This window comes from Acidovorax sp. 99 (assembly GCF_003096455.1).
Lineage (GTDB): Bacteria > Pseudomonadota > Gammaproteobacteria > Burkholderiales > Burkholderiaceae_C > Acidovorax > Acidovorax delafieldii.
In genome coordinates this window covers 701,765-727,442 of the sequence record NZ_QEKU01000001.1, presented here as the reverse complement: position 1 = coordinate 727,442, position 25,678 = coordinate 701,765, and the positions used below count along the sequence as shown (strand labels likewise).

Sequence of the window (25,678 nt, the reverse complement as noted above, 5' to 3'; positions counted from 1 at the left end):
GGTGGCCGTCCTGTTGTAAACAATGAATGGAGGGGGGAGGTCAGATCAGTCCGAGTGCGGACCAGACCGTGTGGCCCAGAAAACGGTCGGGCAGCAGCGTGAAGCCGCCAGCCACCACACAGGCGCCGATGTAGGTGCGTTGCATCATCTTGCGGTGGCCGACGATGTTGCGGCGGGCGAGGAACACAAAGGCCATGGCCAGCATGCCCAGGGTGACGGGGATCAGCAGGTGAATCAGACCGAAGCTGCCCCAGCGCGGGCCGGGGCCGCCGGTGATGAAGAGGGCCGACACGGCAGTGGCAACCATCAGCGTGACCCAGGCGTAGCCGGCCGCGCGGTGCAGGCGGGGGCGCTGCGTGGCCCCTTGGCGGGCCCACAGGGCAATGGGGCCGATGGCAACGGCCGCCAGCGCGGCTGCAAGATGGATGGCGATGACGGGGGTGATTTGCATGGCGGGGCTCCTGGCGGGTTCGATGGAACGAACTGTGCCGATGCCCTTCCCGGGGCGCCACAGCCCTGCGACGAAATGCAGCCCACCGGGCGTGAAATGCCGCCACGCGGAGTGAGTGGTGGGCGGATTGGGCTGCCAGAAGCAACGCGGCGGGCGTTTTGCCAGGGGGGCTGGAGCCCACGGCGGATAATCCCGCACCTATTTGCAAGGAGTGCGCGTGGACGTTGTATTGCTGGTCAAGGCCGCCATCATGGGGGTCGTCGAGGGGTTGACGGAGTTTTTGCCCATCTCTTCCACCGGGCACCTGATCCTGGCCGGGTCACTGCTGGGGTTTGACGATGCCAAGGCCAAGGTGTTTGACATTGCCATCCAGACGGGCGCCATTTTTGCGGTGATCTTGGTGTACTGGGCCAAGATCCGCTCCACGCTGGTGGCCCTGCCCACCGAGCGCCAGGCGCAGCGGTTTGCGCTCAACGTGTTCATCGCCTTCGTCCCCGCCGTGGTGCTGGGGCTGCTGTTTGGCAAGGCCATCAAGGCACACCTGTTCACACCGGTGGTCGTGGCCAGCACCTTCATCATTGGTGGCTTCATCATCCTGTGGGCCGAGCGGCGGCCGCCCTCGGCCACCCGCATCCACAGCGTGGACGCAATGACGCCGCTCGATGCCATCAAGGTCGGCCTCGTGCAGTGCCTGGCCATGATTCCTGGCACCAGCCGCAGCGGCGCGACCATCATCGGAGGCATGCTGCTGGGCCTGTCGCGCCAGGCGGCGACGGACTTTTCGTTCTTCCTGGCCATCCCCACGTTGATTGGCGCCGGGGTATACAGCCTGTACAAAGAGCGCGCGCTGCTGTCGGCGGCCGACATTCCGCTGTTTGCCACGGGGCTGGTGTTCTCCTTCCTCAGCGCGTGGCTGTGTGTGCGCTGGTTGTTGCGCTACATCAGCAGTCACAGTTTTGTGCCGTTTGCCTACTACCGCATCGTATTCGGCGTCATCGTTCTGGTGACCGCGTGGACCGGTTGGGTGCAGTGGGCCGACTGATAATCGGGCCATGCGTTTCATTACCGGTCGGGTCTCCTTTCCCTTGATTTCCTTGCGGGCGCTGGCGCTCGCCGGCTTGTCGGTCAGCCCCTGGGTGGGTGCCCAAGGCTTGCCAGAGGCGGCCAGCACCGAAACCACGGTGTCCGACAAGGCAGAGAGCCAGCAGGCTGCGGCTCCCAAATTCAACTACGCGATCGGCGCCATCGTGGGCAGCAGCCCCGACTACGCCGGGGGCGATGGCCGCAAGAACAGCCTGCGGCCCGCCTGGGCCATCGAGTACGGCCGGTTTCGCCTGAGCACTTCGCGCGGCAGCGCCTTCATGGGCCACGGCCTGGGGCCCCGCGAGTCCGGCGCCAGCGCCACGCTGGCGCAGAGCGACCGCTTCAGCCTGAGTGCAGCCTTGCGCATTGACAAGGGCCGTGACGGCTCGGATGCCCCCATCCTGGTGGGGTTGCCGTCAGTGCGGTCCACCCTGCGGGCACGGATCAGCGCGGGCTATGCCATCACCGACCGCTGGGCCGTGGGGGCCGGGGTTTCGCAAGACATCCTGGGCCGCGACGGCGGCGCGCAATGGTCTACCAGCATTGGCTACACCTGGCCCGTGACGGAGCAGACCAAGGTCAGCTTCGGGGCGGGCGCGAGCTTTGGGGACCGCACCTACGTGCGGGGGCATTTTGGGGTGCCGGCTGGTGGCAGCAGCCCCTTGCCTGCGTTCGAGCCACGCGGCGGGCTGTACAGCGTGGATGCCGGGGTGGAGGTGATGACGGCGCTCAACCGGCACTGGGTGGTGCTGGGCGCGGCCCGCGTGTCCCAGCTGCAGGGCGATGCGCGCCGCAGCCCGTTGACCGTGCAGCCGGTGGGCTATTCGGTCTCCGTGGGGCTGGCTTACCGGTGCTGCCGCTAGGCGCATCCGCTGTAGCAAGGGTTCAACGGGAGCGGTTGTGCCTGGCGAAAGTGCTAAGCTGCCGCCCACAGACAGTTACGCCCAGGCGGCCGCACCCCGTGCCATCACCCTGTCGTGGTGTGTGAAGCTGCCCCTTCGCTGATCCTCTCCCCCACTGGGGTATTGCCGCATGACGCCAGAAGCGCCCGAGTTGTCCAAGCACCCGGAGACCGCCCGCCAAAAGGTGTGGTCCAAGGCGGACCTGCTTGATGTGATCACCCGCAGCGCAGGCGCCACCATGGCTGTGATCGACCGCAGCCTGTCGATGATCTATGTGAACGACGAATACGCGCGCTGGTTCGGCACCGTGCCGGAGGAGCTGGTCGGCAAGACACTGGTGGAGGTCTATGGCGAGCAGGACTGCGCCCGGTTCATGCCGTTTGTGAACCGCGTGCTCAGCGGCGAGCGGGTGCAGTACCAGCGCATGCTGCGCACGCCCTACGGCTTTGACGAGTGGCGCACCATCTGCCTGACGCCCTGGCACAACCCGCAAGGCGCGATTGACGGTTTCATCACCACGGCGCTGGACGTGCACGAGCTGCAGGTCACCATGAATGCGCTGCGCGCGGCCAACCAGCGCCTGTCGTCCCACATGGAGAACAGCCCCCTGGCCGTGGTGGAGATGGACCACCAGCTGCAGCTGCTGCATTGCTCGCAGCGCGCGGTGCAGCTGCTGGGATGGCTGCATGTGGCGGGACTGGAAGGGCGGCTGCTGACGGACCTGCTGGCCCCAGCCTCGATGGACGACAGCCTGCAGCAGGCGCTGCAGCGGCTGCAGTCCGGCCAGGAGTCCCAGAACCGCGCCGAAACCTGTTTTGTGCGCAGCGATGGCACAGAGGTGCACTGCGAGTGGTTCAACTCTGCCCTGACCGACGCCGACGGCCAGGTGACCTCCATCATGGCGCTGGTTCAGGATGTTTCCGCCAAGATCCAGATCGCGCGGCAGCAGCACTACCTGGCCAACCACGACTCACTGACCGGGCTGCTCAACCGGGCCGCGTTCCAGGGGCGGCTGGAGCAGTCGCTGCTGCATGCGCGGCACACTGAGGGGTCGGTGGCGCTGTTGTTCATTGACCTGGACGGTTTCAAGCACGTGAATGACGCCGAAGGCCACCGCGCGGGTGACGAGGTGCTGCGCATCGTGGCCCAGCGCATCGCCAGCACGGTGCGCGCGGGCGACACCATGGCGCGGCTGGGCGGTGATGAGTTTCTGGTGATGCTGGACCACGAGGTGACCCGCGAAGTGACCGACACCATCGGCCACCGCATCATCGACGCCCTGCAGCAGGGCATGACGGTGGACGGGCGCGAGCTGCGCATTGGCGCCAGCATTGGTGTGGCGGTGTACCCCCCGCTGGAGGGAGACATCGACGCGCTGATGAACCGTGCCGACCAGGCCATGTACGCAGCCAAACGGGCGGGTAAGGGCCGTCTGCATTACGCGTTGACGGCCTGAGCCCTTTTCCTCCCTCTGCGCCCCCGCAGAGCAGGGGCGCGGTATCACGGCAGTCGGATGCTTTGCTGGAAGTGGAAGAAGTTGCCGGGGTCGTAGGCCGCCTTGATCCGCTGAAGCTGCGGGTAGGCCGGGCCCCAGTAGGCGGAGGCAAAGTCGGCCAGCCGCGCATCCGGGTAGTTCTGGTACACGTGGCCGTTCAGGAAGGGCTGCACCAGCTGCATGAAGCCGTCAAGCCAGGCTTCCATCTGGGCGCGCTCCGCCGGGTTGCGCCAGAACACATCCACCACCAGGTCGGCGTCGACATTGCGATGCACAAAGGCGCTGTCGGCCACCGGGTAGCGGTTGATCGCGCCACCGTAGGGCTCCAGATAGGCCAGCGACCAGGGGTTGGGCGAGGTCTTGAAGTAGTCGATGATGCGCTGCCAGTCGGCGGGCGAGAGCTTGGTGTTGATGTATCCGCTGGCCTTGGTTTCGGCGATCCCGTCCGGCAGGTTGTCGGGCAGCGTGTAGGGGTGGTCTTCCAGCCACACGTTCATGTCGGGGTAGGTGCCGGTCTTGTCCACCAGCAGCTGCGCGCTGGGGATGGCCATCAGCGGTGCAATGGCTGCCAGCCCGTCCTCGCGGCTGCCGCAGAACATGCCCTGCACCATGTACACCGGCACACCGTTCTGGAAGCCCAGGTTCATCATGTAGCCCAATGCGTCGGGCGCACCGGTCTTCATGTAGGCGGCCTGCATCAGCGTGAGCGCCTGGGCCGCGTGCATGGCGTCCCAGCTGATGGCCCAGGCCCAGACCTGGTCCAGTCGCTGCATGCGGTAGGTCACCTGCAGCACCACGCCAAAGTTGCCGCCCGTGCCGCCGCGCAGGGCCCAGTAAAGGTCGGAATGCTCCTGCGCGCTGGCGGTGACGATGGTGCCGTCGGCCAGCGCCACACGGAAGGAATCGACCAGGTCACTCTGGATGCCGAACGCGCGCGATGTGTAGCCGTAGCCGCCACCTTGTACAAAGCCCCCCACGCACACGCTGCCACAGGCGCCCGTGGGCACGTGCCAGCCCGTGTGGTTCATGGCACCGTTAAAGTGGTCAAAGTCGGTGCCCGGCAGCACGTGCACGCGTTCGCGCGCAGGGTCCAGAACCACGCCCTGCAAGTCGCTCAGGTCCACCACCATGCCGCTGTTGACCGAGTAGCCCGCGGTGCTGTGGCCACCACAACGCACGGCCACCCACACGCCATAGGTGCGGGCTACGGCCAGGCACTCCAGCACATCGTTCTCGCAGGCGCAGAAGACGATGATCTCCGGATACGACTGGAAGGCGGGGTTTGACTCCTGCCGCGCTGCGTTGTAGTCGGGGCTGGAGGGCAGCACGATGCGTCCTACGATGCGCGCCTCCAGAGCGGCCACCGCCTCCCATGTGAGCACCGGCGTGCTGGCCTGCGCAGCGCTCAACGCCGGCTGTTTTGCCGCCAAAGATAAAAAGTGTGCGACGCGTGCGTCTTTGGCAAGGCGGGCCGAACTTTTGCGATGGGCCATGGCGAGCGATCCTTCAGGAAGTTGCGAAGCCCCGGGTGTACCGGAGCAGGAGCGCTTTGACCAGAGGGAAATGGCAGGCGTGTCTTTCAGCCCGCTGCTGGGCAACCACCTCCGGATCGTGAAAACGATCTCAGGACGACGACAGCGCGAGGTCGCCCGTGTTGCGCCGCAGGCAGAACTTGCCGCCCTGTTTGCCGCTGTACATGGCGGCATCGGCCAGCTTGAGCAGGCCAATGGCGTCGGTGCTGTCGTGCGGCGCGATGGCATACCCAATGGTCAGACCGATCTCCACCTGCACGTTGTTCAGCGAAAACGGTGAGCGGAATGCATCCAGCAGCTTGTGGCCCAGCTCTTGCGCCTGCTGCAGGCTGTGCAGCTGTCCAGCCATCACCACGAACTCGTCGCCACCCAGGCGAGCCACCAGGTCACTTTGGCGCACATGGCCTTGCAGGCGCCGGGTCACGGCCACGAGCAGCTCGTCGCCCACGTCGTGGCCATGCTGATCGTTGACGGGCTTGAATCCGTCGAGGTCCATCACGTACACAGCCAGCATTTTTTCTGCGCTACAGCGCGACAGGGCCGATGCGAGCGAGATATTGAGCCCGCGCCGGTTGGGCAGGCCGGTGAGCGGATCGGTGTGGGCGAGTGAGCGCATCACGTCGCGCTCGCGGTTGGCGTCCAGCGCCTCCAGCCGCAGCGCCTTGGTGCGCAAGCCCAGCACACGCATGAACAGCAGCATGTCCAGCGTGGCGCCAAACTGGAACGAGTGCAAGGTCCAGAAGTTCACCGGCACCCAACCCTGGATCACGCCAATGACCGTGGCGGTGGCCAAAAAATACAACAGCCAGGCGAGCAGCAGGGTGGAGCCCACCGGGTCGCCCAGCCTTGCGCGGCGCACCGCCCCCGGAATGCCCATGAGCGCTGGCACCAGCCCCAGGATGCTGACGATGCCTGTCACTGCGCGGGTGCTGAGCAGGTCGAGGGCATACAGAGCAGCCAGCACCACGCACAGCACTGCGCCGCCACGCATGCTGCGCAGCAGCCAGCTGCGGGGCCTGTCACCCGCCAAGGCCTGGCTGATGAAGAGAAAGGAGCCACAGGTGGCCGTGAGCGCAGCCAGACTGGCTGCATGCAACTCCACCCATGGCATATCGCGCCACAGGTACTGCGTGCCCAGGCCGAACAGGTGTAGCGAAAACAGCAGGCTCCCCGCAATGAGCAGTGCGTACTGTATGAACAGCACGTCGCGCAGATTGAGCCACTGCGCCAGGCTGTAGATCAGCAGGCACAGCGCCAGCCCGGTAAGGATGCCCTGCAGCATCTGCTCGTTCAGAGCCTTGCTGTGCCAGGTGGTGGGCTTGTTCATTGTGATGGGCAGCACCATTGCGCCCCGGGTCTCCACGCGCAGCAGCAGGTCGTAGGTGTGTCCGGGCAACATGGCCACGGGCAGTGCATGGGTGCGGCTGCGCAGCGGGCGCTGGGTGTAAGGCTGCAGGCTGCCCAGCGTGGCCTGCTGGGTCACATGGCCGTCTGCAGCCAGGTACACCTCGATGCGTTGCAGCACGGGATAGTCGATGTCCAGCACCCACAGGCCGTTGGATGTCACGGGCACGGTGACCGGGATGCGTACCCACACCGGCTCGGCCCGCACGCCCAGGGTGCCGCTGGTTCCGGGTGGGGCCTGAAAGCGTGACAACTCCGCAAGGACATCATTCACGAGCAGGGTGCCGGAGGGGTCTGGCAGCACAGTGACGGCGGGCCAGGCCTCGATGGAAAGCAGGTCATCCCGCAGTTCAAGGGGGGCTGCCCGCGCACTGGTCGGTAGGGCTGCCAGCAGAAGACACAGTGCCGACAGCAGGCAGGCCACTCGCCACCAGCTGGCAAGAACCGGGCGATGCACAAACCCACTCAAGCGCGTGTACGTCATGAGGCCAGCGCCAGTTCGCCCGGGTTGCGGCGGATGCAGTGTTTGCCACTCTCCTTGCCTGTATACATGGCTGCATCCGCGAGCCGGACCAGGTGCTGTGCATCGTCACTGTCCAGCGGTGCCAGCGCGTAGCCGATGGTCAGGCCCACCTGGATGGAGAGGTGGCTCAGCCGGAACGGCTTTTCAAATGCATGCAGCAAGGCCCGCCCCAATTCCTGGGCTTGTTCGGGGGTGGCCAGCTCGCGCGCCATGACAATGAATTCGTCCCCGCCCAGCCTTGCCACCAGGTCGGTGTGCTGTCGCACATTGGCCTCCAGCCGGTGGCCCACCGCCACCAGCAGGTCGTCGCCCACATCGTGGCCATAGGTGTCGTTGACTGGCTTGAAACCGTCCAGGTCCATCAGGTAGAGCGCTACCAAGCGTTGGGGGCTGGCCTGCGCCAGCGCCGATTGCAGCGCCATTTGCATGCCGCGGCGGTTGCACAGTCCGGTCAGTGAGTCGGTGTAGGCCAGCGAGCGCATGGTGTCGCGCTCGCGCAGCGCTTCAGAGGCCGCGTGGCGCAAGGCGGCAGAGCGTTGACCCAGCACCCGCAGGAACAGCAGCATGTCAGCCGCAGCGCCGAGCTGGAAGGAGTGCAGCGTCCAGAAGTTGACCGGCAGCAGGCCTTGCACCAGGCACACCATGGTCACGGCCGCCGTGAAGTACGCAACCCAGGCTGCGAGCAACGTGGTGCTGACGGAGTCCCCCCGGCGTGCCCGCGCTACGGCGATGGGCAGGCTGATGAGAGAGGGTAGGGGGCCCAGGACGCTGATGATGGCGGTGGTGGTCCGGGTGTTGATCAGATCGACCAGGAAGGCCGCGAGCAGCACCAGGCTCAGCACTGCTCCCGCCTGCATCACCCTCAGGAACCGGCTGTGTGGCATGTGGCCCATCAGCGCATGGCCCATGAACAAGAACGAGCCCGCAATGGCCAGCAGCCCCGCCGCCCCTGCTGCGTGGACTTCGATCCAAAGCCGGTCGCTCCAGAGGAACTGGGTGCCAACGCCGAAGAACTGCAGCGAGAACCCAGCACTGCCCACCACCAGCATGCAGTAGTAGAGAAACAGCTTTTCGCGCTGGCTGACCCACTGGGTGAAGCTGTAGACCACCAGGCACAGGGCCAGCCCGGCCAGCACGCCCTGGAACATCTGCTCACGCAGCGACCGGTGCACCAGGTAGGGCGCCTTGCTCAGGGTGATGGGCACGATCATCGCGCCCGAGGTCTGCACGCGGATCAGCAGTTCATAGGGAGTGTCGGCCGCCAGGTCCAGCGTCATCGCCGGAGTACGGCCCCGCAGCGGGCGCTCGGAATAGGGGCGCAGGTTGCCCAGCGCAGCGTGTTGAGTCAGCCGGCCTTGCTGGGTCAGGTAGATGTCGACTTCGTTGAGCACCGCAAAATCGATGTTCACGATCCATTCATTGCCCGACGCCACGCGGGACATCAGCGGCACGCGCAGCCAGATGGCCTCCTTGCGCACACCCAGGCTGCCGCCACGGCTGGGGGGCTCTGCAAAGTCATGCAAGCGTTCCAGTGCATCTTGCACGCCCCATTGCAAAGATGGGTCGGCCAGCAACGTGGCCACCGACCACACGTTCACCGGGCGGGCATCGGCTGGCAGCACGAGTGGGCTGGGGTCAGCGGCCCGCGCAGTGGGCAGAGCCAGCACCTGCCACAGTGCCAGTACCAGCAGCCACAGCAGGGGGCGCCAGGGTGTCGGCCGGCCGGGGAGCAGGGCGTTGCGATGCATCGTCGTCATGCCAGTGCTGCCCTGGCGGGGATGCGCCGCACGGAGTGCTTGCCGCCTTGTTTGCCCGCGTACATCGCGGCGTCTGCATGCCGCAGCAAGCCCTGCGGGTCGTCACTGTCGAGGGGGGCCAGCGCGTACCCGATGGTCAGGCCCACCTGGATGCGCAGATGGCTCAGCGTAAAAGGGTGCTCAAAGGCCCGCAAGAGCGAGCGGCCCAGGTCCTCCGCCTGCTCGGGCGTGGCCAGGTCGCGGGCCATGATGATGAATTCGTCACCGCCGAGCCGAGCGACCAGGTCGGTCTGATGCCGCACATTGGCCAGGAGGCGGTGGCCCACGGCCACCAGCAGGTCGTCGCCCACATCGTGGCCGTGCGCGTCATTGACGGGCTTGAATCCATCCAGGTCCATCAGATAGACCGCGACCAGCCGCTGCGGGGAACAGTGGGCCAGCGCGGCGTGCAATGCGTGCTGGAGGCCGCGCCGGTTGCTCAGGCCGGTGAGTGGATCGGTGTTGGCCAGTGACTGCATCAGATCCCGCTCGCGCATGGCCTCCTGGGCCTGTGCCTGGGCCGCGCGGGCGCGCAAGCCCATCACGCGAAAGAACAGCAGCATGTCCAGCGTGGCGCCAATCTGGAACGAGTGCAGTGTCCAGAAATTGGCAGGGATCCAGCCTTGCACCAGGCACACCATCGTTCCGGCGGCCACGCCAAAGGCGATCCACGCCACCAGCAGGGTGGCGCCAATGGGGTCCTTGTGCCGCACTCGCGCCATGGCAGCAGGCAGGCTGATGAGCGAGGGAAGGGCCCCCGCCAGACTCATGAAGGCAATGGCAAGGGGCACGGTCAACCAGCCCACCACCAACGCGATACAGACCGCTGCGGTGACTGCCGCGCCTACTCGCATGGTGCGCGCATACCGGCTGCCAGGCGTGTCGCCGGCCAGCGTGTGGCCCAGGAACAGAAACGATCCCGCCAGCGCCATCAGCCCTGCTGCCGGACCCGAATACCGGTCCATCCACGGGTTATCGGGCCACAGATACTGCGGGCCGACGCCAAAGAACTGCAGCGAAAAGCCCGCACTGCCCAGCACCACCAACGCATAAAAGCCGAACATGCGATCACGCTGCGTGACCCACTGGATCAGGCTGTACGCGAAGAGGCAGAAGGCCAGCCCGTTGAGCAGGCCCTGCAGCATCTGCTCACGCAGGGCCTGGCGCAGGTGAATGGGCATTTCGCTGACCGTGATGGGCAGAATCAGCGGGCCCGTGGCCTGCACGCGTACCAGCAGGTCGTACTGTTGTCCGGGCTGCACGTCGAAGGCCATGGCGGGCGTTCGGCCTGCCAGTTGCGCTGGATCGGATTGGCGTGCGCGGGCCTGCTGCAGCACCTTGCCTCCCTGGGCCAGATACAGGTCGGCCCTCAGCGAGCTGTAGCCGAGGTTGACAACCCAGGACGTGCGCTGCGCCTCTCGCGCAACGATGGGAATGTGCAGCCACATGGCCGCCTTGTGCACGCCCAGCGAGTTGCCAGGGCGCACCGGCGGTTTGAATTCGCCCAGGCGGTTCAACATGTTCTCGACCGAGAGCTGGTAGGTGGGGTCGGCCTGGAGTGTGATGGCTTCCCAGGCGTCCACCTCCGGCCTGTCGTGTGTGAGCACCAAAGGCTCGCCTGCCTGCACTTGCCCGGGCAATGTGGTGAGCACCAGCAGGCACAGCACCACGCTCGCCACGCCGCAACCCGCACGCCACAGGCGGGCCAGTATCGGGAGGTTGCGCAGCGCGGGAAGCATGGGCGATGGGGCTATGGCGTGGTGGCTTGTGTTGACTGGGCCTTGCTGGCGAGGCCCCGGCTCCAGCTGCCAGAGGTGGTCAGCCGATCCTCGATGCGGTTGAGCCAGCCGGGGGCATGGGGGTCGTCGCTCCAGCTGTGCACCACGGTGTCCACCTGGTTGAGCAGTTCGGTGGGCAGTTGCAGCGGGCGCGTCTGGCTCATCAGCACCCGGCTCATGAAGTGGTAGCCCAGCGCCCGCGTGAGCATGCGCACGATCGAAAAACGTGGCAGCAGCAAACCCACCACCGTATCGATGGCGCGGGCCAGCAGCAGAACGCACCAGAACAGCAAGGCCGACAGCCAAGGCACGGGCTGGTTCAACCCCAGGTCCTCGGCGGTTTCTCGCCCGCACAGGTAACGGGTCATGAGCTGCGGGAAGGGCTTGACGATGCGCCAGGGCAGCGCGTTGGCCATGGTCTGCATCAGGGCCTGCCCCAGGGCCGGGCGCGGGTCGGGGGTGACCGGCTCTGCGCGGCCGCGGGCCTGCATCAGTGCCATCAGTGCATCGCCCTGCGCCATCGTTTCCACCATCAGGGAGCGGTCGATGCCAAGAACGTGGCCCACCACGTTCCAGGCGTGCAGGTAGGCTTCTTCGTCGCCGGGTGGCAACCCGAGGCCGAGCCGGCGCATGCTGCGCAGGAACACGTAGCCGAAGGTCAGCAGTGTGTAGGCCAGCTCCTCCTGATTGCAGGGCAGGCCTTTGGCGGCCAGGTTCCAGCCGCGCGCGTACAGGGTCTGGTACATCACGGACCGGCCGCCACCAGCGGGTGCGGCGCGCGGCACCAACAGTCCGTCTCCTCCCGCCTGCCATTGCGCCATGGCATGTTGGGGGCTGCCGTGCAGGATGAGGTTGCGCACCGTGGCGTGGATCAACCGCACCTTGAGCACTTGCGCCACCCCCGCGCCTGTTGTGCTGAGGCCGCCGTGGAGCATCACCGGGAAGATCATGGCCGCTGTGGAACGGATGCGGTATTCGGTGTTCTGTTCCAGCTGGCCGGTCGTGTGTAGCACGCTCGACAGGTCCGGGACCACGTAACACTCGGGCAGGCTGGCACAGAACAGCAGGATGCAAGACAGCGCCCCGTGGTCCATGAAGAGTTTTTCGGCGCGCTCGATCTTGCGGGTATCGGCCCAGGACGGCAGCACCTGCGCCGCCTGCACATAGTCGTTGAGCGCCTTGGCCATCTCGGCGGTCACATAGCCTTTGGTGGCCTTGTCACCATCCCCTACCTGCACCGGGCCTTCGGTTGCCTGCCAGGTGGCCAGCGTCGCGTTGTCGGTCCACTGGCTGAACAGCAGGTTCACCGTGTTGATGTGCGCCCATTGCGGAGCGTCGGCGGCGACGTCGCCGGGGGGCCAGGGCCCAAGGATCCTGGCAATCGTAGCGTCGGCCAGAGGGTCGGCGTGGTGCTGCATGGGGGCCAGATCGGCAGCCGGCAGCAGAGGGTTGTGGGGCTTGCCGGTCATGCCGCGACCTTACCCGGTGCGCGCCAGCGTTGGAAGCCCGCCAGCGCGCAGAGCAGCGGGATCCCCATGGCAAAGGCTGCAATGGTCCGGATTTCCACCGGGCTGCCCAGAATCATCTGGAACACCATGCCAGCCGCGTAGATGGTCAGCGGCACCATGGCGTGGCGCCGCAAGAAGGGGCTGGCGGGTTGCAAGGTGAGCTGGCGCACCGACATGCGAAAGCTGAAGATGATCACAAAGGCCACGAACACCCAGCCGAAAAAGCCCTGCACGGTTTCGCCAAACCAGGCCCCATCGGTCTTGGCCATGATCCACGCCTTGAGGGTGTACACAAAGTAGGGGTCTGCGCCCAGGTCGAACGCGGTCACGATCATGGCAGCCAGAAATGACAGCATGGCGGCATTGCCCAGGCCGGGAGCCCCGTCCACCGCCGATTGCCAGACGATGAGGTTGCTGATCACATAGCCCGCATACGTCAGTGCAAACCACATCATCGGAATGACCAGTGGCACGTCCAGCAGACGGGGGCCCAGCACATCGGTGTAGGTGTAGTGCCCGAAGAACCAGCCCCTGCTGGAGCCCATCTGTTCGGCAAACCAGCCCAGGCTGACCGCGATCAACACAAACTGCAGGGCAGCGCGGGTGCCCAGCAGATGCGCAGCACTGGTCCAGCAGCAGGCAAACATCAGCACCGAGGCGATGACGATGGCGATGGTCGTGTCGTTGTGAGTGCGTGCCGCCGTTGCGATCACAAAGGCTGCCAGCAAGGCAAAGCTGAGCGCGGGTAGGCGCCCGGCCGTCGAGGGCTGTGCGGACATTTCGGGTGTATCACGCTGTAACAATTTCGCCAGTGTAGGGGATTGGCGCGGCGTGTGTGTCCCCTGTTTGCCCTGATCCGGGGGCGGTGTGGGGCGTTTTTCCGCGCCCTACGGTCCGAATTTGGTGGTAACGCGGAACGCAGGCGACCCTGCGCGGGGATCTGCCAGTACGACTTAAGTCTGGCGGGGCGTGAGCATGGCCAAGTTGAGCAGCGCTGCTTCAATGGCTGCTGCAGTGGCCACGGGCTGCTCCATGGGAAACAGGTGGCTGCCGTCCAGCATCATGGTGCGGCCCTCGGTGACACGCAGCGTCATGGCCATGCCGACCTGCTTCATCTCTTCGGAATCGCGTCCGCCGATGAAGGCGGCCGGGCACTGCAGCGGGTGCTTGCTGAGCAGGCGGCCCAGGTTGTGCGGCAGGGTGTTGTAGATGGCGGTTTCCACCGCGCGGTCAAAGCCCAGCACCCGCTTGCCGTCCTGGTCTTGCAGGCCGTGGGTGATGTAATCGTGCAACACATCGGGGTGCCAGCGTGCAAAAGCCTTCTTCTTGCGAAAGTGCTCCAGCGCCTCTTCGTTGCTGGCCCAGCTGAACCGCCGCTGGCGGCTCACCCGGCCCGGCGATATCGAACCCACCACCTGGGTGCGCTTGGCCACGCTGACCACGTTGGCCTTCCAGCCGCCAATGAGGGGCGAGTCGATCAGCAGTACCCCGCGCACCAGTCCGGGGTGGCGGGCGGCGGCCATCACGCTCAAAAAGCCGCCCAGCGAATGTCCCACCAGAAACACCGGCTGGCCCAGGCGCTGCACCTGCGCCGTTGCAAAGTCGGCCAGTTGCTGCACCAGGTGTGGCCAGTTGCTGGTCACCGGGTACTGCGGGTCGTGGCCATAGCGTTCGACCGCGCTGACTTCAAAACCCCGGGTCTTGAGGTGCTTGAACAGCACGCGGTAGGTGCTGGCCGGAAAGCTGTTGGCGTGCGAGAAAACGATGGGGAGCATGGAGGGCATGGCGGGGTGGCAGGGCCGGGGTGCAGGCGCGCACGCGGCCGGGTGCCGTGGGGTGCGCTGGCCTGCAGGGCGTCAGATCAGCCGGTCGGTATGGTTGGTGATCTTCTTGAGTGGCTTGCTGCGCGCCGGGCTGACCATGATCGGCACCTCGGTAGCGCCGCCGGTCCAGGCGGGGTCTTCGATGCTGTCGAACACCTGGCGCAGCTTTTGTCCCCAGCTGTCGTGCAGCATCCGAAAGTACGGGTTGTTCTCGTCGATGCAGATAACCTTGTCGGTGGCAAAGCGGTCCACCTCGTACACCACCAGGTCCAGCGGCAGGCCCACCGACAGGTTGGACTTGAGCGTGCTGTCCATCGACACCAGTGCGCACTTGGCAGCCTCGTCCAGCGGGGTCTCGGGCGTGAGCACGCGGTCGAGCACGGGTTTGCCGTATTTGGATTCGCCAACCTGGAAGTATGGTGTTTCGGACGTGGCCTCGATGAAGTTGCCTGCCGAGTACACCTGGAACAGGCGCATGCCCTCGCCCTTGATCTGGCCGCCAAACACCATGGACACATTGAAGTCCACGCCCGAGCGCTTGAGGGCTGCGCCGTCGCGCTCGTGCACGTGGCGCACAGCGGCGCCCAGCACGCGGGCGGCATCGAACATGCTTTTGGCATTCCAGATGGTGATGGCTTCGCCCGACTCGCCGTCCTTGATCTGTTCGGTCTGCAAGATCTCTCGCACCGATTGCGAGATGGACAGGTTGCCCGCCGACAGCAGCACCATGAAGCGGTCACCCGCCTTCTCGTAGACCATCATCTTGCGAAATGAGCTGATCTGGTCCAGGCCGGCATTGGTGCGGGAATCGGACAGGAAAACCAGCCCGGCGTTGAGTTTGATGGCGACGCAGTACGTCATGGAGCAATGGGGGTTGTTGTTTGGAGGTAACCCGCGAGTTTAGTCGCCTGTGGCATGTGCGGCCTGTGTGCCCTGCAGGCGGCCCCCAGCTGCTGCGGGGTGTGGATACTCAAAAATGATAGCGGCCAGGGCATATGGCACTTGCGCCTGATGCCCCTGGGACTCAAAAATGCGCTGGCGGTGTGCCCAGAGCCCGGTCAGCAGCCTGCAGCGTAGCCGGGGTGGGCGTCGCTTCAGCCTGCCATCTTCTTGAGCTGGTACAGCGCATCCAGCGCTTCGCGGGGGCTCAGGGCGTCGGGGTTGATGCCTGCAAGCGCTGCCTCGAGAGGGCTGGCGCCCGCGCTCTCGGGCACCTCGGGCGCGGCGAACAGGTCCACTTGCAACTCATCCTCGCCCGCGCGCTCTTCGAGCGCGGCCAGCGCATGGCGGGCGTGGTGCAGCACGGGCGATGGCATGCCCGCCAGCTTGGCCACCTGAATCCCGTAGCTGCGACTGGCCGGGCCGGGCTGGATCTCGTGCAGGAACACGATGTCGGTGCCGGACTCGGTGGCGCTCACATGCATGTTGATCGCGTGGCGCGCTTTTGCTGGCAGCTCGGTCAGCTCGAAATAGTGCGTGGCAAACAGCGTGAAGGCGCGGGTCTTGTCGTGCAGGTGGGTGGCAATGCCGCTGGCCAGTGCCAGGCCGTCGAACGTGCTGGTGCCCCGGCCGATCTCGTCCATCAGCACCAGGCTGTGCGGCGTGGCCGCGTGCAATATTTGCGCGGCCTCGGTCATCTCCAGCATGAAGGTGGACTGCGCATTGGCCAGATCGTCGGCCGCGCCGATGCGGGTGTGGATGGCGTCGATGGGCCCCAGGCGGCAGCTCGCGGCGGGCACATGGCTGCCCATGCTGGCGAGCAGCACGATGAGCGCGACCTGGCGCATGTAGGTCGATTTACCGCCCATGTTGGGGCCGGTGATGACCTGCATGCGCGTGTTGGCGTTCAGGCGCGTGTGGTTGGCGATGAAGCTGCCGCTGGATGTCTCGGCCAGCCGGGCTTCGACCACCGGGTGGCGGCCGCCCTCGATCTCGATGCAGGGCTCGGGCACGAACTGCGGCGCGCACCAGTGGAGGGTGAGCGAGCGTTCGGCCAGCGTGCACAACACGTCCAGCGTGGCCAGCGCCTGGGCCAGGCGGGTCAGCTGCGGGATGTGGGGCTGCAGCTGGTCCAGGATCTGCTCGTACAGCCATTTCTCGCGGGCCAGGGCGCGCTCGTTGGCCGACAGGGCCTTGTCTTCAAACGCCTTGAGTTCGGGTGTGATGAAGCGCTCGGCGTTCTTCAGCGTCTGGCGGCGGCGGTAGTCATCAGGCACCTTCTCGACATGGCTGCTGGTGACCTCGATGTAGAAGCCGTGCACCTTGTTGAACTGCACGCGCAGGTTGGGGATGCCGGTGCGGGCTTTCTCACGGGTTTCCAGGTCCAGCAGGAAGGCGTCGCAGTTGGTCTGGATGGCGCGCAGCTCGTCCAGCTCGGTGTCGAAGCCGTTGGCGATCACGCCGCCGTCGCGCACCAGGGCGGCGGGCTCTTCGGCAATCGCGGTCTGCAGCAGTGCCATGCAACCCTCGGGTGGTTGCAGGTGGCTGAAAATCTGCATCAAAAAGGGCTCTGGTGCCTTTCCGTTCAGCGCAAGCAGCTCTGATTTTTGTAGCGTTTTGCCCAGCGCGACCAGCTCGCGCGGGCGCACCTGGCGCAGCGCAATGCGGGCGGTGATGCGTTCCACATCACTCACGCCCTTGAGTTCGCCGCGCAGCGTGGACCAGGGGCCGGCACCGCCGCCTGCACCGCCCGCGCCCCGCAAGGCCGTGGTGGCCGAGAGGCGCTGGCGTGCCTCGGCGCGGTCGCGGCGCGGCTCCAGCAGCCAGGTCTTGAGCAGTCGGCTGCCCATGCCGGTCATGCAGGTGTCGAGCAGCGAGAACAGCGTGGGTGCATCGTCACCACGCAGGGTCTTGACCAGCTCCAGGTTGCGGCGCGTGGTGGCGGGCAAGTCGATGAGGTCGTCGTTGCGCTGCACCTGCACGCTGTGTACGTGGGTGAGGGTGCGGCCCTGCGTGTGCTCGGCGTAGGTCAGCAGTCCGGCGGCGGCGGCGTGGGCCTCGCCCAATTCGTGTGCACCCCAGGCCTGGAGGCTGGCCGCGCCCAGGTTTTCGAGTAGCTTGCGCTCGCCCAGGGCACTGTCGAACTGCCAGTCGGGCCGCAGGCTCATGGGGCAGGTGAAGGCGCCGCCTTGGCGCAGCACCTGCAGTTGTTGTTCAAAGCGCTCGGTCACGCCTGCGCTGTAGATCAGTTCGCTGGGCGCCACGCGGGCCAGCCAGGCGCCCAGTTCGTCGTGCGCACATTCGGCCAGGTACACGCGGCCCTGCGTCACGCTCAGCCACGCCAAGCCACAGCGCGCGCGGGGCGCCTGGTGCACGGCCATCAGCATCGATTCGGATTTGTCGGACAGCAGTTCGGTGTCGGTCAGCGTGCCGGGTGTGACCACGCGCACCACCTTGCGCTCCACCGGGCCCTTGTTGGCGCCCACTTCGCCCACCTGCTCGGCAATCGCCACCGACTCGCCCATCTTGATCAGGCGCGCCAGATAGTTCTCCAGAGCGTGGAAGGGCACACCGGCCATCACCACCGGCTGGCCGCCCGACTGGCCGCGCTGTGTGAGCGTGATGTCGAGCAGGCGCGCGGCCTTCTCGGCGTCCTGCCAGAAGACCTCGTAGAAGTCGCCCATGCGGTAGAACAGAAGCGTCTCGGGGTACCCGGCCTTGAGGGCCAGGTACTGCTGCATCATGGGTGTGTGGTGTTCGAGCGTGTCGGACATGCAGGGGGTAGCAGGAATGAGGCGTGGACTGTAGCAGTTCGATCATCGGGTTTCCCCCTGGGCAATTCCACTGCGTTCTGCCAAGATGTTACGTTTTGACATACTCTTGGCTGTATGCTGGCAGCTTGACCCTGAACGGAGCCACCCTCCGTCGAGAGTTGGTGTTTCAACCCCAGGATTCAGAGGCTTCAGAGCGACCGTGATTTCGTCCGAACTGTTGACCGACCTCCTCGCCCCTGCCGGGGAAGGCCTCATCGAGCCCATGGCGCAGGCGCGCCTTCAAGCGCTGGTGGACGCGGTGCCGGTGGCGCTCATGGAGTTTCGTCTGCAAGACGGCCGCCTGCTGCTGCTGGCCGCCAACGCTGCGGCACGGCGCATGCCAGGGTTGGGAGCGGTACGGCATCCGGGCGTGGATGCGTCCGAGGTGTTTGACCTGCTGGCCAACACGCCGCTGCTGGACCAGTTGCTCGGCGTGGTGCGCGTGGGGGCTCCGCTGGAGTGCCGCCAGGTGGTGCGCGAGCCCGGTCGGCTGTTGCTGGCCTGGGACTTGTCGGCCCGCCGCGTGACCAATGACTGCATCGTTGTCACGGTGCGCGATGCCTCTGAAGCCGAGAATCTGCGGGTATCACTGGCCGCATCCGAGCGTGCGCTGGAAGAAGTGCGGCGCGAGTTGCGCGAGCAGACCGACGTGTTCAACACCATGGAGAGCCTGGCGCGCACTGGCCACTGGCGGCGCATTGAAGACCCGGGCGAAACGGTGCTGCTCTGGTCGCCAGGGCTGTGCAACATCGCCGGGTTTGAGCAGCAGGAATGGGTGGACCCCGAGCGCGCGGTGAGTGGCATCTTGCCGGAAGACCGGCACGTGTTCGACAAGATCCGAGAACGGGGATCTGGCCTGGATGTGGAGTACCGCTGGCGACGACCAGATGGCGAAGTGCGCTGGATGCGCTCGCGGGTTCAACGCACGCTGCCGCGCGACGGTGTGCAGGTCGTCATGGGGGTGGTGCAGGATGTAACGGACGAGCACCGCGCTGCGGAGCAATTGCGCGAACAACTCTTGTTCATTCAGCGCATTGCCAGCCGCATCCCCGGCTTCATCTACGAATACCGGCTGCATACCGATGGTGGCACCAGCGTGCAGTACATCAGCGATGCCGTGCGCGAATTCATGGGCGTGGAACCGCACGAGGTCACGGCCGACCATGGCGTGCTCATGCACCGCGTGGTGCCCGAAGACCTGCCGCTGGTGCAGCGCTCGGCCATGATGTCGGTGCGCAAGCTGGTGCCCTGGCAGTGCGAATACCGTGTGCGGATGAATGACGGGAGCGTGCGCTGGCACATGACCAACGCCATTCCACACCGCGAGGCCGATGGCTCGGTGGTGTCCCATGGCTTCACCATGGACATCACCGATCGCAAGCTGGCAGAACAAGAGATCGAACGCCTGGCGTTCTACGACGCGCTCACGGGCCTGCCCAACCGCCGCCTGCTGCTGGACCGCCTGCAACGCTCCATCGCCGCCTGCCAGCGCACCAGGAACCTCGGGGCCCTGCTGTTCATCGACCTCGATAACTTCAAAGACCTCAACGACACCCTGGGCCACGACATGGGCGACCAGCTCCTGGCCCAGGTCGCCGCCCGCCTGGTGGGCAGCGTGCGCGAAGCCGACACCGTGGCCCGCTTCGGCGGAGACGAATTCGTCGTCATGCTCGAAGCCCTGGCCCCCGACCTGCAAAACGCCGCCACCCAGGCAGAAACCGTCGCCGAAAAACTCCTGGCCAGCCTGAACCAGCCCTTTGACCTGGACGGCGCCCAGCACTACAGCACCCCCAGCATCGGCATCACCCTCTTTGGCGACGAACGCCTCACCGTGGACGAACTCTTGAAGCGCGCCGACCTGGCCATGTACCAGGCCAAAGCCGCAGGACGCAACACCCAGCGCTTCTTCGACCCCGACATGCAGGCGGCCGTCAACGCCCGCTCCAACCTCGAAGCCGACCTGCGCCAGGGCCTGGCCCGGGGCGAATTGCTCGTGCACTACCAGCCCGTGGTCGACCACCACGCCCGCCTGCTGGGCGCAGAAGCCCTGGTGCGCTGGCGCCACCCCCAGCGCGGCATGATCAGCCCCGGCGACTTCATCCCCCTGGCAGAACAGACCGGCCTCATCCTCCCCCTGGGCCAATACGTGCTCCAGACCGCCTGCGAACAACTGCAGCGCTGGAGCCAACACCCGGACACCGCCCACCTGTCCATCTCCGTCAACGTCAGTGCCCGCCAATTCCGGCAACCCGGCTTCGTGGCCGAAGTGCTGCAAACCTTGAAGAACCACAACGCAGACCCCCGGCAACTCAAGCTCGAACTCACCGAAAGCCTGCTGCTGGGCGACATCGAAGACACCATCGCGCGCATGGTGCAGCTCAAGAGCGAAGGCGTGGGTTTTGCGCTGGACGACTTCGGCACCGGCTATTCCAGCCTGAGTTACCTCAAGCGTCTGCCGCTGGACCAGGTGAAGATCGACCAGAGCTTCGTGCGGGACGTGCTGACGGACCCGAACGACGCGGCGATCGTGCGGACGATCCTGGCGCTGGCCAAGAGCCTGGATTTGGAAGTGGTGGCGGAGGGGGTGGAGACGACGGGGCAGCTGTCGTTCCTGAGGCTGCACGGGTGCGAGGGGTTCCAGGGGTATCTGTTTGGAAGGCCTGGGCCGGCGGAGGCTATCGATGCATTGCTGTATCCCGCTGGTTGACGGTACGTCTGCGGTGTGGCTGGCCTGCGTGGCAAGGGCGTAGGCATGTGGTTTGACAAGCTTGTGGACCGTAACGCCCCCGGCATCCGTGGCCTGCTGGTGGTGGTGGCCCTGGCATTGATCGGCGCAGTGCTGGTGGTGCAGGGTGCACAGCACTGGCGAGCGGGCGAGCGGGCGACCGAGCGTTCACGCGTGTTGCACCAGACGGCAGATGCCCTGCAAGCCCAGACGACTGGCGGCTCCATGCTCGGGGCGGTATCGCTGATGGGCCTGAGCGAGCCTTTGCTCAAGGACATGGCGCTGGGCCGTTTACCCCCTGACCACCCCGAGGCACTGTCCCGCCTGGCCGTGGCGCGCGGGCGCTTTCTGGTGCAAGGCGTGTACGTAATGTCTGCCGATGGCACCGTGGTAGCGCACGAGACCCCTGGCGAACGATCCACGGGCCTGAACCTTGCATTTCGCCCGTACTTCCAGCAGGCCATCCAGGGCGCCAACAGTGTGTATGCCGCCATTGGCAGCAATACCCAGGAGCGTGGGCTGTACTACGCAGCGCCACTCTATGAAAGCGACACGCCATCGAGCAGCATCATCGGCGTGGTGATGTTCAAGGTGGGTTTTGAGCCGGTGGACCTGCTGCTCAAGCGCGCGGGCTTGCCCATGGTGCTGCTGTCGCCGCAGGGCGTGGCGTTTGCCGCCACGCGCCCCGAATGGCAGTTCGCGGTAGCCCCGCCGCTCACGCAGGCGCGTATCGATGCCATCCGCGCCACACGCCAGTTCGGCCGGCATTTCGACAATGGCGTGGCTTCGGCGTTGCCCTTTGCGGCCGATACCGGAGATGTCCAGATCAACGGCGTGACCTACGCTGTCGAACGCCGGGCCATTGACTGGCACGACCCAGGGGGCGAGTGGCAGCTGGTGGCGCTGGACGATATCAGCGCCTTGATGTCGTCGACGCAGCGGGCGCGCATTGGGGCGGTGGCCTTTGTGCTGCTGTGCCTGCTGGGCCTGCTGCTGCTGGACTTGCTGCGCAGTCGTGCCCGGGTGGCCAGTGCACTGGAGCGATTCAGGGTGCTGGGTACGGCGCTGGAGAGCAGCCCGGTGTCCGTGGTCATCACCGATGGCGACGGCCGTATCGACTGGGTCAACCCCCAGTACGAGCGCAACACGGGCTATTCGCTGGACGAGGTGCGTGGCAAAAAGCCATCGCTGGTGGCCAGCGGACAAACGCCCGCGCAGACCTACCAGCTGATGTGGTCCGCGCTGCTGTCGGGCAAGTCCTGGCAGGGCCAGTTCGTCAACCGGCGCAAGGACGGGAGCATCTACCACGACGAGGCCACGCTATCGCCCGTGTTTGATGGGCGGGGCAAGCGCATCGGCATCGTGGGCCTTCACGAGGACGTGTCCGAACGCATCCAGGCGCAAAAGGAGCTGGAGCGTCGAGAACGCCTGCTCAACGAGCTGCTGGAGCAGCAAACCGCCATCTTCGACAACGCACCGCCCATCGTGATGGTGTGCGACGGACAGTTCCGCCAGTTCAACCCGGCGTTTGTGGATCTCATGGGTGGCACCGCATCACAGCTGCTGGGTCTGGGGGTGTCGGTGCTGTTTGGCGGGACGGGCCATGCCGACCTGTTCACTGCCCGCGTCACGCCGGCACTGGCCTCGGGCCAGGCCTTGCGCGAGACCGCTACCCTGTGCAGGCTGGATGGCAGCCAGTTCGAGGCGCGCCTGGCGGGCCGCAGCGTGAAGATGGACGACTTCGGCACCGCCTCGATCTGGGTCATTGAAGATGTCAGCGAGCAGCGGCGTGCCGAGCGCGTGATCCAGCAGGCCCAGGAACGCCTGGAGCTGGCGCAGGAAGCGGGCAAGATCGGGGTGTTCGACCTGAACCTGGTCACCGGCGAGATCCTCTGGTCGGACAAGCTGGCCCAGATGATGGGCCTGCCCCCCGGAACCCAGCCTGATGGGCGCGACTTCTGGCTCAACTGCCTGCACCCGGAAGACCGCGACCAGGCAAGCGCTTATTTCGACAGCTGCCTTGCAGGCACCGAGGACTACCTGCGCGACTCCTGGCGCATCGTGCGCCCCGATGGCGAGGTGCGCTGGTTTCTGGAGGCCGCGCGCATCTTCCGCAACGCCCAGGGCCAGCCGGTGCGGGTGGTGGGCGTCAATGTGGACATCCACGACCAGAAGCTCCTGGAGGAGCAGGTGGCCGGGCAGCTCGATTTCCAGCAGGCGTTGATCGACGCCATCCCGGTGCCCCTTTTCTACAAGGGCGCGGACGGGCGCTACATCGGCGTGAACCGCGCTTATGAGCACGCCTTTGGCGTTTCGCGCGAGGCGCTCATCGGCAAGACAGTGATGGATCTGGACTATCTGCCGCAGGAAACCCGCACGCGCTTCGAGCAGGACGCGATACAGGCCATGGAGGGCGAGCGCAAGGTGCACCGCGAGGTCGATTTGCCTTATGCCGACGGCGAGCTGCACCATACGCTGTTCTGGCTGCATGGCTTTGCGCGCCCCGATGGCACACCCGGCGGCACCATTGGTACGTTCGTGGACATCACCGACCGCCAGCGTGCTGAACAGGAGCTGCGCCGTGCCAAGGAGTTGGCCGAGGAGTCCACCGCGCTCAAGTCCAACTTCCTGGCCAACATGAGCCACGAGATCCGCACGCCCATGAACGCGATCATCGGCATGTCGCACCTGGCACTCAAGTCGGGCCTGAGTCCACGCCAGCATGACTATGTGAGCAAGATCCAACAGGCAGGCCAGCACCTGCTGGGGGTCATCAACGACATACTGGACTTCTCCAAGATCGAGGCGGGCAAGCTGGTGGTGGAGCGTCAGCCGTTTCTGCTCGACCGCATGCTGGAGAGTGTGTCCGATGTGGTGGGCTACAAGGCCGGTGCCAAGGGGCTTGAGCTGGTCTGCGACGTGGCCAGCGATGTGCCGCCTAACCTCGTGGGCGATGCGCTGCGCCTGGGCCAGATCCTCATCAACTACGCCAACAACGCCATCAAGTTCACCGAATCCGGAGAGATCAGCATTGCCGTGCGCTTGCTGGAGGAGATGGGCAACCAGGTCCGGCTGCGTTTCGAGGTGCGCGACACCGGCATCGGGCTCACGGACGAGCAGATGGGGCGCCTGTTCCAGAGCTTCCAGCAAGCCGACACCTCGACCACGCGCCGTTATGGTGGCACGGGCCTGGGGCTGGCGATCTGCAAGAGCCTGGCAGAGCTGATGGGCGGAGAGGTGGGCGTGGAGAGTCGTTTCGGCAAGGGCTCCACCTTCTGGGTGTCGGTGCCGCTGGAGCGTGGTGCAGCGGCGCGTGTGCTGCTACCTCCGCCCGACCTGCGGGGCACCCGGGTGCTGGTGGTGGACGACAACCATACCGCTGCCACGGTGCTGTCCGACATGCTGCAGGCGATGGGCTTTGTGGTGGAGCAGGCGCATTCGGGCCTGGAGGCGCTGGACCGGCTGCGCGAGTCCATGGCACAGCACCAGCCGTTTGGCCTGTTGCTGCTGGACTGGCACATGCCAGGCATGGACGGCGTGGAGCTGGCGGGCCACATTCGCAGCCTGGGCATGCCCAAGGTGCCGCAGATGCTGATGGTCACGGCCTACGGGCGCGAAGACGTGATGCGGGCCGCGCGTGCGCAGGGCATCGAAACCGTGCTCATCAAGCCCGTGAATGCCTCGCTGCTGTTCGACACCCTGATGCAGCCGCTGGAGGCATCGGGCACGGAGGGGCGCCGTGCGGCCACTCCCGCTCCCGCTGCTGACGAGCTGCCGCTGGACATCCGGGGCGCCAGCGTGCTGCTGGTCGAGGACAACGAACTCAACCAGATGGTGGCCATGGAGCTGCTGCTGGACGCGGGCTTCGCCGTCGACGTGGCCGAGAACGGGCAGATCGCCATCGACCATATCGAGCGCAAGCACTACGACGCCGTGCTGATGGACATGCAGATGCCCATCATGGATGGCGAGACGGCCACACGACTGCTGCGCGGCAACCCGCGCTACGCGCAGTTGCCCATCATCGCCATGACGGCCAACGCCATGGAGGCGGACCGCCAGCGCTGCTTTGCGGCGGGCATGAACGACCATGTTGCCAAGCCCATCGAACCTGCGGCCCTGTGGGCCGCGCTGGCACGCTGGATCCGCCCCCGCCAGGGTCTCGGTGCGGCGGTTGTGCCCGCTCGCAGCAGTGCGGCTCCAGTGGCCGCGCCGGTAGCGGCCACCAGTGCAGCGGCCGCAGGGTGGCTGCCGGTGGATGTCCCTGATCTGCCGGGGCTGGACACCCAACTGGGCCTGCAGCGCGCGTTGGGCAAGACAGGGTTGTACGCCGAGATACTGCGCCGCTTTGTGCAAGGGCAGGCTCCGGTGTTGCCAGAGCTGCAGCGTGCGCTGGCGGTGCACGATGTCGCACTGGCCGAACGCCTGGCCCACACGCTGCGGTCAGTGGCAGCCAATATTGGCGCACAGGCCGTGTCGGACCGCGCGCAGGCGCTGGAGCACGCGCTGCGCTTTCGCCATGGCAACGAGGCCATCGTGCCGTTGTTGGCCGAACTGCGCGCTGCGCTACAGCCGCTGCTGCAGGGGCTGCAGGACTGGGTGCTGCAGGCCGTGCAGGCGGGCACGATACCTGAGTCAGGTTTGGCGCCCCCTGCGAGGGCGCCGGGGGCCGGCATGACGCCCGCCGAGGCAGGGCAGCACTTGCGCCACCTGCTGGAGCAGGACGATCCTGCAGCCACTGAATTTTTCCAACACAATGGTGTGGTGCTCAAGGCGGCGCTGGGCAGCGCCTTCCAGGTCGTTGAAAAGCACACCCTGAATTTCGATTTCGAGCAAGCGCTGGAAGCCCTGGCTGCGGTGCCAGGCTCCGAATCCCCGGCCCTCGAAACCCCCTGAACGGCATTCA

15 protein-coding genes are annotated in these 25,678 nt (G+C 66.0%); 5 read left to right on the top strand and 10 right to left on the bottom strand.

Features of this window, described 5'->3' with window-relative positions; genetic code table 11:
* Positions 1–40: 40 nt before the first annotated feature.
* Positions 41–451, bottom strand: a complete 411-nt coding sequence (locus C8C95_RS03445; protein WP_056067036.1) for a DUF2306 domain-containing protein — start codon at positions 449–451, stop codon at positions 41–43.
* Positions 452–668: 217 nt separating this feature from the next.
* Between C8C95_RS03445 and C8C95_RS03440 the strand changes: the two genes are divergently transcribed.
* The 3 genes from C8C95_RS03440 (at position 669) to C8C95_RS03430 (ending at position 3,892) form a co-directional block, all read left to right on the top strand.
* Positions 669–1,493, top strand: coding sequence for an undecaprenyl-diphosphate phosphatase (locus C8C95_RS03440; protein WP_056067100.1), 825 nt, complete (start codon positions 669–671; stop codon positions 1,491–1,493).
* Positions 1,494–1,503: 10 nt separating this feature from the next.
* Positions 1,504–2,397, top strand: a complete 894-nt coding sequence (locus C8C95_RS03435) for a MipA/OmpV family protein (protein ID WP_056067039.1) — start codon at positions 1,504–1,506, stop codon at positions 2,395–2,397.
* 169 nt (positions 2,398–2,566) lie between these two features.
* Positions 2,567–3,892 carry a diguanylate cyclase gene (locus tag C8C95_RS03430; protein ID WP_116747654.1) on the top strand — a complete coding sequence of 442 codons (1,326 nt, stop codon included), beginning with the start codon at positions 2,567–2,569 and terminating at the stop codon, positions 3,890–3,892.
* A 44-nt stretch (positions 3,893–3,936) separates the two neighbouring features.
* Here the strand turns inward: C8C95_RS03430 and C8C95_RS03425 are convergent, their stop codons facing one another.
* The 9 genes from C8C95_RS03425 to mutS all read right to left on the bottom strand — a co-directional run bounded on the left by C8C95_RS03425 (position 3,937) and on the right by mutS (position 18,008).
* Entirely contained in the window at positions 3,937–5,424 is a 1,488-nt protein-coding gene (locus C8C95_RS03425) for an FAD-binding oxidoreductase (protein WP_116747653.1), read from the bottom strand.
* 130 nt (positions 5,425–5,554) lie between these two features.
* Complete coding sequence (locus C8C95_RS03420) at positions 5,555–7,351, bottom strand: diguanylate cyclase (protein WP_116747652.1); 1,797 nt, start codon at positions 7,349–7,351, stop codon at positions 5,555–5,557.
* Positions 7,348–9,147 (bottom strand): diguanylate cyclase, encoded by a 1,800-nt coding sequence (locus C8C95_RS03415; protein ID WP_347707479.1) that lies wholly within the window; start codon positions 9,145–9,147, stop codon positions 7,348–7,350. Before C8C95_RS03415 ends, C8C95_RS03420 begins: the two co-directional genes overlap by 4 nt.
* Complete coding sequence (locus C8C95_RS03410) at positions 9,144–10,925, bottom strand: diguanylate cyclase (protein ID WP_116747650.1); 1,782 nt, start codon at positions 10,923–10,925, stop codon at positions 9,144–9,146. The genes C8C95_RS03415 and C8C95_RS03410 overlap by 4 nt, the downstream gene beginning before the upstream one ends.
* Positions 10,926–10,936: 11 nt before the next feature.
* Positions 10,937–12,433 carry an oxygenase MpaB family protein gene (locus C8C95_RS03405; RefSeq protein ID WP_116747649.1) on the bottom strand — a complete coding sequence of 499 codons (1,497 nt, stop codon included), beginning with the start codon at positions 12,431–12,433 and terminating at the stop codon, positions 10,937–10,939.
* Entirely contained in the window at positions 12,430–13,251 is an 822-nt protein-coding gene (locus C8C95_RS03400) for a carotenoid biosynthesis protein (RefSeq protein ID WP_116747648.1), read from the bottom strand. Before C8C95_RS03400 ends, C8C95_RS03405 begins: the two co-directional genes overlap by 4 nt.
* Before the next feature lie 174 nt (positions 13,252–13,425).
* Entirely contained in the window at positions 13,426–14,247 is an 822-nt protein-coding gene (locus C8C95_RS03395; protein ID WP_116750120.1) for an alpha/beta hydrolase, read from the bottom strand.
* Positions 14,248–14,328: 81 nt separating this feature from the next.
* Entirely contained in the window at positions 14,329–15,156 is an 828-nt protein-coding gene (locus C8C95_RS03390; RefSeq protein ID WP_056067065.1) for a proteasome-type protease, read from the bottom strand.
* Between the two features lie 233 nt (positions 15,157–15,389).
* The gene (gene mutS, locus C8C95_RS03385; RefSeq protein ID WP_116747647.1) at positions 15,390–18,008 is read right to left on the bottom strand and encodes a DNA mismatch repair protein MutS; all 2,619 of its coding nucleotides are present in this window, start codon (positions 18,006–18,008) and stop codon (positions 15,390–15,392) included.
* 199 nt (positions 18,009–18,207) lie between these two features.
* Between mutS and C8C95_RS03380 the strand changes: the two genes are divergently transcribed.
* Together C8C95_RS03380 and C8C95_RS03375 are read left to right on the top strand one after the other, a co-directional pair.
* Complete coding sequence (locus C8C95_RS03380; protein ID WP_243415619.1) at positions 18,208–20,754, top strand: GGDEF domain-containing phosphodiesterase; 2,547 nt, start codon at positions 18,208–18,210, stop codon at positions 20,752–20,754.
* 45 nt (positions 20,755–20,799) lie between these two features.
* The gene (locus C8C95_RS03375) at positions 20,800–25,668 is read left to right on the top strand and encodes a PAS domain S-box protein (protein ID WP_116747646.1); all 4,869 of its coding nucleotides are present in this window, start codon (positions 20,800–20,802) and stop codon (positions 25,666–25,668) included.
* The last annotated feature ends 10 nt before the right edge of the window (positions 25,669–25,678 follow it).